Below are 12,772 nucleotides of genomic sequence, written 5' to 3'. Positions count from 1 at the left end.
AATTGATTTTATCTCTAACCAGGTAACATTTATGAGTGTCGTAATTTAAAGGTATTAAATTCGCTATATTTCGGCGATGCTAATTCATACATAACATCAAAATAAAAGCATGTTTTCATTAAAAAATAAAAAAGCAATTGTAACCGGCGGCGGTAGCGGAATTGGTAAAGCAATAGCAACCGTTTTAGCGGCTCAAGGTGCAGAAGTACACATTATTGAACTTGGTTTAGAGCAGGCCAAAGCTGCAATTGAGGAAATAAAATCAGCAGGCAATAGTGCATTAAGCTACGCGTGTGATGTTTCTGATCATCAGGCCGTGATTAAAACTTTCGATAAGATCGGAAAGATTGACATTTTGGTTAATAATGCCGGCATTGCGCACATTGGAAAAGCTGATACCACAGAAGAAACAGATTTTGACCGCATCATGCGTGTAAATGTTAAAGGCGTTTACAATTGTTTATATGCAGCTATTCCTTTGTTAAAACTTTCGGGCGGGGGTGTTATCATAAATATGGCATCCATTGCCGCACTGATTGGTTTGCCAGATAGGTTTGCCTATAGCACTGCAAAAGGTGCGGTAAAAGCAATGACTATGAGCGTAGCTAAAGATTATATCGCTGAAAACATCCGTTGCAATTCCATATCTCCCGCCCGTGTTCATACACCTTTCGTTGATGGATTTTTGCAGAAAAACTATCCCGATAACATTGATGAAATGTTTGAAAAACTTTCGAAAACCCAACCAATTGGTCGAATGGCAAAACCTGAGGAAGTTGGCGCACTAGCTTTATATTTATGTAGCGATGAAGCTTCGTTTATTACAGGCTGCGATTACCCGATTGATGGTGGATTTACAACTTTAAATAATTAAAATTACAACGAGATAAAACTATAAAATGAAATTAATTCGATTTGGCGAGCCGGGTTCAGAAAAACCGGGATTAATTATAGAAGATAAATATTATGATGTTTCTTCGCTAGTTAGCGATTATAACGAAGATTTTTTTGGCGGCGATGGTTTAGAAAAACTTCGCGAAGCGATAAAAACTGCAAACTTACCAGAAATTGATGCTAAGGCTCGTTTGGGTGCAGCGCTTGCCCGTCCATCGAAAATTATTTGTGTGGGTTTAAATTACAAAGACCACGCTGCTGAAACCAATGCACCAATTCCGGCAGAGCCGATATTATTTTTTAAGGCAACTTCGGCAATTGTTGGCCCGAATGACGATTTAATCATCCCGAAAAACAGTAAAAAAACAGATTGGGAAGTAGAATTAGCGATTGTAATTGGCAAAAAGGCTAGTTATGTTTCAGAAGAAAATGCACTGGAACATATTGCAGGTTATGTTTTGCACAACGATTACAGTGAAAGAGAATTTCAGCTAGAACGAAACGGACAATGGGTTAAAGGCAAAAGCTGTGATACCTTCGCTCCTATCGGACCATTTATTGCGACGCGGGATGAAATTACTGATGTACATAATTTACGCCTTTGGTTAACGGTAAACGGAAAAACCTTGCAAGATGGAAATACATCGAACTTAATTTTCAACGTGCCGTTCATGGTTTCGTACATCAGTCAGTTTATGACGCTTTTACCAGGCGATGTAATTACAACCGGAACTCCTGCAGGTGTTGGTTTGGGGCAAAAACCTGAGCCTTGGTATTTAAAAGAAGGCGATGTTGTAGAACTTGGCATCGACGGACTTGGAAGCAGTAAACAACACGTTAAAGCTTACAAATAGTACATGAGAAGATATTGTCTGACACTTGATTTAATTGACGACGAACAACTAATTGCGGAGTATAAAACGCATCATAAAGCAGTTTGGCCTGAAATTGAATCGAGCATTAGGGATAGCGGCATCGAAAATCTGGAGATCTATTTATTGGGCAATCGCCTGTTTATGATTATGGATGTGAATGATGATTTTTCTTTCGAAGCAAAGCAAAAAGCAGATGAAGAAAACTCAAAAGTGCAAGATTGGGAAACCTTAATGTGGAAATATCAAAAAGCACTACCTGGTGCAAAACCAGGCGAAAAATGGATTTTAATGGAAAAAATTTTTAAACTCTAAATACAAATGATTGACGCTCACGTACATTTTTGGAATTTCGATGCTAATCGAGATAATTGGATAACTGAAGAAATGAGTGTAATCCGCAATGATTTCTCTCCAAAAAATTTAATCCGAACCTATAACGAACTAAAAATTACAGGTTGCATTGCCGTTCAGGCCAATCAATCAGAAGCAGAAAATAACTTTTTACTAACCCTTGCCGAGCAAAACGAAATTATTAAAGGCATTGTTGGCTGGGTAGATTTAAAAAACCCAAAGCTGGATGAGAGATTAAAACATTGGAATTCCTTCAAAAAAATTAAAGGTTTCAGGCATGTTTTACAAGCAGAAAACGCCGAATTTTTCCTGTCGGATGATTTTATCCATGGTGTAAAAAAATTAAACAACTATAACTTTACCTACGATTTACTTTGTTACCATAATCAGCTTGCGGATATAATTAAACTTATTGATAAATTGGATGATCAGCCTTTGGTTTTAGACCATTGCGGAAAACCTGATATAAAAAGTGGTAACGTTAAAAAATGGAAAGAAAATGTTAAGATTTTGGCTCAAAATCCAAATGTAAGCTGTAAAATTTCGGGATTATTAGTTGAAGCCGATTGGAAGAACTGGAAAGAAGCCGAACTTTTTGAATGCTTCGATACCATCATAGAAAGCTTTGGAACAGACCGCGTAATGTATGGCAGCGATTGGCCTGTTGTTTTGGTGAGCAAACCGTATGCTAATTGGTTTCAACTTGTAGAAGCCTATGCATCGAGGTTAACATTTCAGGAAAAGGAAAACCTTTTCCTGAAAAATGCTACCCGTTTTTATAAACTTTAATTTATTTTAAAAACTTGTAAGTTGTAGTGCTTTTATAAACCGAACCAGGTTTTAGCGTTGTAGATTCAAAGTTAGCATGGTTTGGTGCATCTGGAAAATGCTGTGTTTCTAAGCAAATTGCCGAACGATGTGGATATGATTTCCCTCCTTTACCATCTTTCGTTTCTCCGGTTAAAAAGTTTCCACTGTAAAATTGAAGACCAGGTTCTGTTGTGTAAACCTCTAAAATAATTCCAGTTGATGTACTTTTAACTTTCGCAATTGCTTTGTTACCATCATGCGGATTTAGTGCAAAATTATGGTCGTAACCTTTGCCAAATTTTAATTGCTCTTCTTTATCATCTATATTTTTTCCAATTGTTTTTGCGGTGGTAAAATCAAAGGCAGTTCCTTTTACGGGGGTTATTTTTCCTGTAGGGATTAAAGTTGAATCCACTGGTGTGTATCTGTTAGCATCAATAAATAATTCATGATCAAGAATTGAACTGTTGCCCTCACCATTCAAATTAAAATAAGCATGGTTGGTTAAATTAACAATGGTAGTTTTATCAGTTTTTGCTTCGTAATCAATCTTCAAAGCATTATCATCATTAAATGTATAAGTAACTTTAACATCCAACTTACCTGGATATCCGGCTTCTCCATCCGCAGAAACATATTTTAATTCGACTTTATCGTCACCAATTTTCTTTGCATCCCAAACTTTTCCAAAGAAACCATCAAAACCACCGTGGAGTGTATTCACGCCATCGTTTAATTGCAAACTATATTCTTTACCATCCAGTTTAAATTTCCCCTTACCAATTCTATTTCCATAGCGACCAATCAAAGCTCCAAAAAATGGCTCACCTTTTTTACGGTAAGATACAATACTATCATAGCCTAAAACTACATCGGTAAGTTTATCATTTTTATCTGGCACTAAAAGGGAAACAATTCGCCCGCCATAATTTGTAATGGTAACAGATGCACCCGATTTGTTCTTCAAAGTAAATAGTTCTACTTTTTTACCATCGATTTCAGTTGTATATGCATCATTTTTTGAAGTAGTTTCGGCTGTATCTACTGTATTTTTTTGAGGTTGGTTACAGGCTGTGAACGATAACGCAAACAACACTGCTAGCATAAATTGATAATTGTTTCTTTTCATAACAAATAATTTGGTTGCGACTAAAATATGAAAATAAAATAACGTTATTGTAACGATTATAATTTAATTGACTTATTATTGGTGCGATTTTAAAACATCAAAAAAAATAGCATATTGTACAACTTAATATGAGCGTTACAGATTTAAAGCCAAAGGCCTTTCTTTTCGATTTGAATGGAACCATAATTAACGATATGGAATACCACACGCTTGCATGGCATGCAATTATGAACGATGATTTAGGCAAGTCAATTTCTTATGCTGATGTAAAAAAAGAAATGTATGGCAAAAATGCTGAGGTTTTAGAAAGGGTTTTTGGCACAGAAAAATTCACTCAAGAACAGGTCGAGCAACTTTCTATTGATAAAGAAAAACGTTATCAAGCACTTTATATGCCGCATTTGGCATTAATAAATGGATTAGATACATTTTTTGAAAATGCACGTCAAAAGCAAATCAAAATGGCTATTGGCTCTGCAGCAATACCTTTTAATATCGATTTTGTTTTAGATGGATTAAACATCAGGCACTATTTTAAGGCTGTAGTTTCTGCGGATGATGTTAAAATTAGTAAGCCCAACGCCGAAACCTTTTTAAAAGCAGCAGAAGCTCTAGGTGCTGAACCCAAATATTGTATTGTTTTTGAAGATGCGCCAAAGGGCGTTGAATCGGCAGCTAATGCAGGCATGCAATGCATTGTGCTTACAACCACACATGAAATTCATGAGTTTTCAGAATATAATAATATTATTGCGTTTATTGATGATTTTAGTAACCCAATTTTAAATACACTTTTTTAGTATGGCAAAGTATATCAACCAAATACCAGTTTTAGTTGCTGTAGATTGTATTATTTTCGGTTACGACGGCAACGAACTTAAATTATTGGTAATTAAGAGAGCAATTGAACCCGTTAAAGATAAATGGAGTTTAATGGGTGGCTTTATTGGAAATAATGAAGATTTAGATGGCGCAGCTAAAAGAATTTTGTTGGAACTTACCGGTTTACATGATGTTTATTTGGAACAATTAAATGCTTATGGTAGTCCGGATCGAGATCCAATAGAGCGAACAATTTCAGTTGTTTATTTTGCTTTGATTGATATTAATAAATACAGCGCTCAGATTAATGAGAAATATCACGCAGAGTGGTTTAAAATTACTGATGTACCAGAATTAATATTCGACCACAATCAGATGGTTAAGGCTGCTATGGATAAAATAAGGTATCAGGCAGCATTACATCCCATTTTGTTCGAGCTTTTACCTAAAAAATTTACCATCCCCCAACTTCAAAATTTATACGAGCAGGTTTACGATTCGCCTATTGATAACAGAAACTTTATACGGAAAATTACAGCAAGCGGTTTATTGATAAAACAAACTGAAAAAGACAAATCAAGTTCGAGAAGAGGTGCGTTTTACTTTAAGTTAGACCGACAAAAACATAAAGCACAGTTTCAATCGTTTTTAAATTTTATTTCAAAGCCAAAGTAAATTGCTAATTCATTTTCCTAAATTCTAAAGCCGAAACACCCTTTGTCTTTTTGAAATTACTTCCAAATGAATTGGCTTGCTCGAAGCCTAATATCTCAGCAATCATAGAAACTGAGTAGTCGGTATGAATCAATAATTCTTCTGCTTCACGTATCAAACGCGAATAGAGTAATTCTGGTAGATTTTTAGAAAAAGCCTTATTCAGAAATGCATTTAATTTTCTGGACGACATGCCCATACCTGCAGCGTAAAATTCTGTGGCTCTTTCAACCTTAAAGTACTGTTCTAAAATCGCTCTAAATCTTAGCACTTGCTGCAATTCATCTACAGTTAAATCCATCAACTCTGCATTTAATACAGCAGAAAAACCTAATAAAAGCGATAAATATTGTGCTAAATATGATGTATCGCGTTTGGCAGCGATTTCTCTTTTTAATTGTTCTAATAATGTGAACGCCTTTTGTGCTTGTTGTGCAGTTAAATCTTTAAATGACAGCATCATAAAAAGATTTTTAGATTGAGAATCAGTATGTTGAAGCAAAAATTCTGAATAAAGCAAGCTGCTAAAACTTAACCAATAGGCAGAAATAATTTCACCTTCTAAACGAATAATACCTTCTTCAGGAATAAAGAACACTCGACCTGGCGATAATAGATAATCTCCAGAATTCATACAAAGCAAGCCTGTTGCTTCCTTAATAATAAGAACTCTGATTGGATATCCTGCGCTTAATGCCTTATCTCTTTTAAACCTCCCCTTGATATCTTCAAGTTGTATCATGCTCTCTCAAAGTGTTTTGTTCGTCGAATACAATTATAACCTTATACAACTAAAGTACAAAATAAAGTAGTGCATACATAGATTTGTTTTGATACAAATTCTGGATCAAGTTATAATAAAAATTATTAACACCAGTATCCATCATTTGTTTATCAAATATATATTTTTTCAGCGCATGTAAAACTTACATTCTAGAGATTGAAATGTATTATAAAAAATACAATAAATTAAATTTTTGCGCATTTATTAAAACATATAGAGCCCGAAGATTGTTATAAATTTGTGAAAAATATTATAAAATACTTCTTAATATTTATTTTATTCCAAGGATGTAAAAAAGACATCCCAGAAGCTGATGTCGTTAAAATTCAGGTTTACAATACCAAGATAAAACACGCCAATTATAATGAACCGAACATTCTTAATTGGTATGTAAGAAGTGCCAACAAGGGAGGTTATTTTTTTTGCTACAGTACAAGTAATGTGACAGATTTTACAGATTATAAATTTCAGTATTCTTTATCGCTCCCAACTGCCTTAAAAGATAAAAGTGTTATAACTGAAGTTATTGTTAAAATAAATCAGCTCAAGGGCGATATATATTTTGATATTATGAAAAGAAATAAACAGGGTAATTAAATATTCATCCTTACTAAGGAAATATTTAATGAAGTTAATATTTGATTAAAACTAACTTTTTCTACCCCCACCAAAAATAACGCAGAAAACGCTAAAACCGCCAATAATAAAAATTACTCCAAGTATAAAATTCAGTGTATCGCCCATATTTGAAAGGTATTAAGAATATATGACATTACGCAGACTTTCGAGTTATAAAGCACTCTGTTTGAGAATAAGTTATTTTATTGTTAATTTAAATGCTCAAAATCTATAATTACTTTTACGCCATGAAAAGGATAAATGGCGATACTTCAATTGATGAACTTCAAGAAATAAAAAGAGGCGATTTAGTAACTGATACATTCAGCAAAACAGGTTTAGTTGAGCGTATAGAGATTATTGATGATGCTTTATACCGAAACTATGAATTTCATTTGGTTACCGGAAGGATAATTAGCATTAGAAAATAAAAAGAGGGAAATTAATCCCTCTTTTCAATTTATCAGGTAATTACTTTATTAGTGGTAATAAAAAATTATCCGATAAATAAATAATGTAATTACATAGTTTAGCAATTGTCTGGTTTTTAGATTAATCTATAATTGCAGACAATACGTGATTACATTTAAGTTAAAATCAAAAACCATTCCATAGAGACGTAAGTTTTAGATTTAATGTCTAATAATTTTGTTTATTGCCGCAGCCATATTGCCAGTACCTGTTTTAGCAATTATGTGTTTTCTGTGGCTTTTTATCGTTTCTGTACATAAATAAAGCTTATCCGCAATTTGCTTGCTTGTGTAGCCTTGTCTGGCTAATTCTAATACTTCTTTTTCCCTTTTAGATAAATTATTATTCACTTCTGGAAATTCAGTTTCGTGGCAAAGTACAAATGTGCCCGAGCTAGAGAGCAAGTGAACGGTTAAGGTAATTATGTTATTAAAGCTAAATCCGGTAATATCTGTACAGTTAACATACTCGATTGTAGGCTTCCCATCTTCCGTAAAACTCATAAAATTACTCTGCCTTAAAATGTGGATGTAATTATGATCTTTAGCTTTAATCCTAAAATTATATCCGAAACGCAACTTTAAACGTTGGTTCTGAGGTGTATTGTAATAATAATCGAATATCGATTGATGCACCGCTCTGAGCCTTTCCAAATCGGACGGATGAATTATACTCAATCCAAAATTTAAGCCTTTTTTTATAAGAACTTCTGGTTCGTAGCCTAAAATTGTTTTAATAGAATTGCTAACACTTAAATACTGCATACAAGACCAGTTAAAAATTGCTTGATAACCGATGCTACTTTCTGATTTATGGTCGATTATTTCAGGAATAAATTCAACAGGCGCAGTAATTTTCTGGAGTTTATTTGAATAGCCGGCAATTTTATAAAGCTCCCCGACTGATATATTATTCAACACATTCATAATGAGAGAATTAATTAATTATAAAATTACAATCTTTTTCTGAGAAGTAATAGATTTAAAATCCCCCTTTTGAGGGATAATCTCATTAATTAATATTTGTGATATTGTATTAACTAAAGGATAAAAAACTCGTAACTTACTTAAAAAGAACATCCTTCTAAAAAACACGCAACTCAAAATCTAAAATTATGTCTTACAAAATTTTATCGCTAGATGGTGGCGGTTCGTGGGCTTTAATTCAGGCTCGGGTACTTCAAGATATTTATGGCGACTTGAATGGTCATGAATTACTTAAGAAATTTGATATGGTTATTGCCAATTCGGGAGGTAGTTTAGTGCTTGCAACACTTTGCAACGACATGAAATTAAGCGAGATTATTTCAGTTTTTGAGGATGAAGATAAGAGAAAGCAGGTATTTTCTAAATTATCCTTTTGGGAAAAACTTAAATGGCGCAACATTGCAAGTTTAACAAACGTTTTAGGTCCGAAATATAGCATGGAACGCAAGCTCTCGGGCTTACAAAATGTTCTACAAGCTTACAATAAGTTAATGCTCGAGGGAAAAACCACACAACCAACATTAAATATTAACCTGAATGAATTACCAAAAATTATTGGTAAGCCAGAATTGCAAATATTAATAATTGGATTTGATTATTTTAGACAAAGAGCAACATTTTTTCGTTCGAATGTTGCAAGCAAAACTGATGCATTTAGTGGTGGCAAATATTATCAGGTAAGTTTAGGGCATGCCATACATGCATCGAGCAATGCACCAGTAAATTATTTTGATGCACCAGCCGAGATTAGGATTAACCAATTAAATGGGCAGGATGTTCGTAATACAAAAATGTGGGATGGTGGAGTTTCGGGTTTTAACAATCCTGTGTTAGCCGGATTAGTAGAAGCTTTAACAAATAATAATATTCCTTTAAGTGATTATAAAATCTTGTCATTAGGTACTGCAACTGGTGGACAAGCAATGATTTCAGACTATCAGACTTCGAGCAACCCGGAAATACAAAACATATTTCAAAAGAATAGGAAGAACAAATTAGCCTTTACAGATTATAACTTAACTTTTGTTTCGGATATTAAAAAAATGTCGACAAGTATATTAGGCGACCCACCTGATTCCGCAACGTTTATTGCTTATTCTATCTTAGATCCATCTTTAAGTAATACGGCTTGTTTAGTAAGGATTAATCCATGCATTAAGCCAATTTTAAATACCTCTACACAAATTTTTGAAGCTCCAGATGTGTATAAAATGCAGGCCAACGGAACAGAAAATTTTGCAAAAATAATGGACTTGGATATGGATGCTGTTGCCAATGAAGATGTTGATTTAATTAAGCAATTATGTGCAAACTTTATTACTGGCAATGGTGGTGCAACACTGGCAAACCAATTAATAAGAGGTGACGGAAATGGGAAGCACCTTGGCGATGATACTTATGTTAAAGCAAAAAACAGATGGCTAAACTGCAATCCAATTTAGTTTTTTATGAACTGATTTGAATCTCCTCGTTTTAAGCTAGTATATTTAGGCATGATAAAAATCGATGAAGACACGCCAACATCAGAATTGTTAAGTTTGAAAGAAAATACTTTGATTGAAAATGCTGGAATTTCTGGAACCATTAAAAGCATTGATGTGATGGTGACCGATTTGTATTGGCAATTTACATTTCTACTGAATAATGGTGCGGAAATTGAAATCAGAAAAATCAAAAATGTTTGCTAGAGAAATTTAAATTGATTGGGTGGAATCATAAATATTTGAGGATATTTGCACAAAGTAAAAGCCCACATGCAGAATATAAAAAACATCATTTTTGACTACGGAAACGTAATTTTCGATATAGATTTTAGAATTGCGCAAGCATCTTTCCAAAAACTTGGCATAACAGATATAGAAAATTTCTTTGCGCACAAAGCTCACAATCAATTGTTTGATGATTTTGAAACTGGAGCAATTTTGCCAGCTGAGTTTAGAGATGGCATTAGAAAAGCGGCCAATAAACCTGAATTAACTGACAGTCAAATTGATGATGCATGGAACAGCTTGTTAATTGGAACACATCAGCAAAACCACGAACTACTTTTAAAAGTTAAGGAGAAATACCGCACATTTCTTTTAAGTAACAATAACGAAATTCACTACGATTGGATTATTAATTATTTAAAAACAACTTTTAAACTAAATAATTACGATACGTATTTTGAGAAAGCCTACTTTTCTCAACATATGAAATTGCGTAAGCCAAATAAAAATATTTTCGAACAGGTTTTAAAAGAAAACAACTTAAACCCGGCAGAGACTTTATTCATTGATGATAGTCCGCAACACATCGAGGGTGCAAAAAAAGTGGGTTTAAATACATTGCTGATGACAGAAAAACCTGCCGAATTAGAGGCATTTTTGAAAGCCAACGGAATTTTTTAAATTAAAGTTATGACGGAAAAGAAATTTAAATCACTTAAAGAGTTTTATCCTTATTACTTAACAGAACACATTAACACGACCTCCAGAGTTTTACATTTTATTGGGACGGGCTTAGTTGTATTGGCTTTTTTTACGGGTTTTATGTTTCATAATTGGCTTTTCTTTTTAGCAATGCCAATTTTAGGCTATGGCTTTGCATGGGCTGGTCATTTTTTCTTCGAGAAAAACAAACCTGCAACCTTTCAATATCCAGGCTACAGTTTAGCCAGCGATTTTATCTTATTTTACGATTTGTTAACTGGCAAACAAAGTTTTGTGGTTAAGAAAGATTAAAATTATTTTATCCGTTGGTTGAAACCAACGGCAAAGAATTGCAACTAATCGAAATATATAATCTGCTATTTATTCATCCTCGATTAGCGGCTCTAGCGAAAAACCTTTTGTTTTTAAACCCGATTGTAGTGGACATACTTTTAAAAAAGCAGCAACCTTGAATATATTGTCATGCTGAGGCACGAAGCATCTGCAACCGATGAAACAGATTCTTCGTTCCTCAGAATGACAGAAGTATTTTTAAAAGATTGTAACAAAAAGCGGGACTACTGAATCCGAAGAGCCACTGCCCTTTCATTTCCAAATAAAAAATGGAATCATCCTTTCGGTAATTCTACTTTTCATCAATTAAGTATTTTTATAATTTACGTCTTTTCAGTTCACGTTCAATTAAACCTAACTCTCTACCGGTTTGGCCGGCAACCGAAGTATTTTCCTGCGCTCGTCTAAACAAATATGGCATAACCGCTTTTATTGGACCATACGGAACGTACTTAGCTACATTATAATTGGCATCGGCAAGGTTAAAACTTAGGTTATCGCTCATACCTAAAAGTTGTGCAAAGTAAACATGAGGATGGTTATGCGCCACTTTCTTCTCATCTAAAAGGTAGGTTAACAATCGACTGCTATCTTCGTTATGCGTACCACAAACGATCGCAATTTCTTCAATATGGTCTACACAGTAACGCAGCGATTCATTATAATCTCTATCAGATGATTCTTTATCGGGTTGAATTGGCGATGGATAACCCTTTTCTTCAGCACGTTTACGCTCCTTTTCCATGTATGCACCGCGAACCATTTTAACACCCAGGATAAATCCGGCTGCTTTAGCAATCAGGTGGTCGGCTTTCATATCGGCCAATTTATCGTGGCGATACATTTGATAGGTATTGTACACGATAATACGTTTCTGGTTAAATTTGCGCATCATATCCAAAGCCAATTCATCAATAGTATCTTGAATCCAGGTCTCCTCGGCATCAATCATAATCGGCACATTTTTTTCAAAAGCGGTGCGGCAAATCAACTCGCAACGGAGTTTTACTTTATCAAATTCTGCTTTTTCATAGGCTGTTAAAGTTTGCTTGGCATCCAATTTTTCGAGTAAAGCAAAGCGACCAATCCCGGTAATTTTAAATACCGTAATCGGAATATTTTTATCGCCATCGGCACGAAGAATGGTTCGGATAATTTCCTGACAAGTTTCATCAAATACAACTTCTTCTTCCTCGCCTTCAACAGAATAATCTAAAATCGTTCCAACACCACCTTTGGCCAGTTGCGCTATTGCTTTATCGCACTCAGCAATGGTTTCACCACCACAAAATTGCTTAAAAATAGTGGCTTTGATAGCACCCTGAATCGGTAAACCGATATTTAAAAAGAAATTGGTAATCGGTGGCCCAACTTTGGTTAAAAAGTTACTTCCAATCATTTTAAACAACCAATATCCTTTTTTTAAATCGGCATTGGTTTTTTGGCGAAAAGCCACTTCAGTGTTATCGAAATTAGGTTGTTTATTCGGGGATAAATCAATCATTTGGGTTGTAATAAGTCAGAATGGTGCAAAATTATAAAAAGCATTCATT

Annotated in this window: 16 protein-coding genes; 12 read left to right on the top strand and 4 right to left on the bottom strand. The window is 34.3% G+C overall.

The features are described from left to right. The first annotated feature begins 109 nt into the window (after window positions 1-109). The 4 genes from QWY86_RS18135 to QWY86_RS18120 are packed head-to-tail and all read left to right on the top strand — an operon-like array spanning window position 110 to window position 2,909. Window positions 110-874 (top strand): SDR family NAD(P)-dependent oxidoreductase, encoded by a 765-nt coding sequence (locus QWY86_RS18135; protein ID WP_290244155.1) that lies wholly within the window; start codon window positions 110-112, stop codon window positions 872-874. Between the two features lie 25 nt (window positions 875-899). Further along, window positions 900-1,748 carry a fumarylacetoacetate hydrolase family protein gene (locus QWY86_RS18130; protein ID WP_290244154.1) on the top strand — a complete coding sequence of 283 codons (849 nt, stop codon included), beginning with the start codon at window positions 900-902 and terminating at the stop codon, window positions 1,746-1,748. A 3-nt stretch (window positions 1,749-1,751) separates the two neighbouring features. Next, window positions 1,752-2,081, top strand: a complete 330-nt coding sequence (locus QWY86_RS18125) for an L-rhamnose mutarotase (protein WP_290244152.1) — start codon at window positions 1,752-1,754, stop codon at window positions 2,079-2,081. Between the two features lie 6 nt (window positions 2,082-2,087). Then, a complete protein-coding gene (locus tag QWY86_RS18120) occupies window positions 2,088-2,909 on the top strand; it encodes an amidohydrolase family protein (protein WP_290244150.1) in 822 nt (273 codons plus the stop codon). 1 nt (window position 2,910) lies between these two features. On the opposite strand, the gene QWY86_RS18115 is transcribed toward QWY86_RS18120, so the two are convergent. Then, entirely contained in the window at window positions 2,911-4,059 is a 1,149-nt protein-coding gene (locus QWY86_RS18115; protein ID WP_290244148.1) for an aldose epimerase family protein, read from the bottom strand. Between the two features lie 128 nt (window positions 4,060-4,187). Between QWY86_RS18115 and QWY86_RS18110 the strand changes: the two genes are divergently transcribed. After that, the gene (locus tag QWY86_RS18110) at window positions 4,188-4,859 is read left to right on the top strand and encodes an HAD family hydrolase (RefSeq protein WP_290244147.1); all 672 of its coding nucleotides are present in this window, start codon (window positions 4,188-4,190) and stop codon (window positions 4,857-4,859) included. Window position 4,860: 1 nt separating this feature from the next. Beyond that, window positions 4,861-5,556: an NUDIX hydrolase gene (locus QWY86_RS18105; RefSeq protein WP_290244144.1), complete on the top strand. Its 696-nt coding sequence runs from the start codon at window positions 4,861-4,863 to the stop codon at window positions 5,554-5,556. A gap of 4 nt (window positions 5,557-5,560) precedes the next feature. Here the strand turns inward: QWY86_RS18105 and QWY86_RS18100 are convergent, their stop codons facing one another. Then, a complete protein-coding gene (locus QWY86_RS18100) occupies window positions 5,561-6,337 on the bottom strand; it encodes a helix-turn-helix domain-containing protein (RefSeq protein WP_290244142.1) in 777 nt (258 codons plus the stop codon). A 282-nt stretch (window positions 6,338-6,619) separates the two neighbouring features. Here QWY86_RS18100 and QWY86_RS18095 point away from each other — a divergent pair, with 282 nt between their 5' ends. Next, window positions 6,620-6,976 carry a hypothetical protein gene (locus QWY86_RS18095; protein ID WP_290244141.1) on the top strand — a complete coding sequence of 119 codons (357 nt, stop codon included), beginning with the start codon at window positions 6,620-6,622 and terminating at the stop codon, window positions 6,974-6,976. A gap of 269 nt (window positions 6,977-7,245) precedes the next feature. Beyond that, a complete protein-coding gene (locus QWY86_RS18090) occupies window positions 7,246-7,428 on the top strand; it encodes a hypothetical protein (protein ID WP_290244140.1) in 183 nt (60 codons plus the stop codon). A gap of 201 nt (window positions 7,429-7,629) precedes the next feature. On the opposite strand, the gene QWY86_RS18085 is transcribed toward QWY86_RS18090, so the two are convergent. Then, window positions 7,630-8,394 carry a LuxR C-terminal-related transcriptional regulator gene (locus tag QWY86_RS18085; RefSeq protein ID WP_290244139.1) on the bottom strand — a complete coding sequence of 255 codons (765 nt, stop codon included), beginning with the start codon at window positions 8,392-8,394 and terminating at the stop codon, window positions 7,630-7,632. Window positions 8,395-8,582: 188 nt separating this feature from the next. Here QWY86_RS18085 and QWY86_RS18080 point away from each other — a divergent pair, with 188 nt between their 5' ends. From QWY86_RS18080 to QWY86_RS18065, 4 genes are all read left to right on the top strand, one after another. Beyond that, on the top strand, window positions 8,583-9,896 hold the full coding sequence (locus tag QWY86_RS18080; protein WP_290244137.1) for a patatin-like phospholipase family protein: 1,314 nt from the start codon (window positions 8,583-8,585) through the stop codon (window positions 9,894-9,896). A gap of 51 nt (window positions 9,897-9,947) precedes the next feature. Further along, window positions 9,948-10,142 (top strand): hypothetical protein, encoded by a 195-nt coding sequence (locus QWY86_RS18075; protein WP_290244135.1) that lies wholly within the window; start codon window positions 9,948-9,950, stop codon window positions 10,140-10,142. A gap of 66 nt (window positions 10,143-10,208) precedes the next feature. After that, entirely contained in the window at window positions 10,209-10,844 is a 636-nt protein-coding gene (locus tag QWY86_RS18070; RefSeq protein WP_290244134.1) for an HAD family hydrolase, read from the top strand. A gap of 9 nt (window positions 10,845-10,853) precedes the next feature. After that, window positions 10,854-11,177, top strand: a complete 324-nt coding sequence (locus QWY86_RS18065; RefSeq protein ID WP_290244133.1) for an Mpo1-like protein — start codon at window positions 10,854-10,856, stop codon at window positions 11,175-11,177. Between the two features lie 358 nt (window positions 11,178-11,535). On the opposite strand, the gene QWY86_RS18060 is transcribed toward QWY86_RS18065, so the two are convergent. Beyond that, window positions 11,536-12,723, bottom strand: coding sequence for a proline dehydrogenase family protein (locus tag QWY86_RS18060; protein WP_290244131.1), 1,188 nt, complete (start codon window positions 12,721-12,723; stop codon window positions 11,536-11,538). Window positions 12,724-12,772: the final 49 nt, after the last annotated feature.

It is taken from the genome of Pedobacter aquatilis (assembly GCF_030409415.1).
Taxonomy (GTDB): domain Bacteria; phylum Bacteroidota; class Bacteroidia; order Sphingobacteriales; family Sphingobacteriaceae; genus Pedobacter; species Pedobacter aquatilis.
This window is presented reverse-complemented; position numbering and strand designations above follow the sequence as displayed.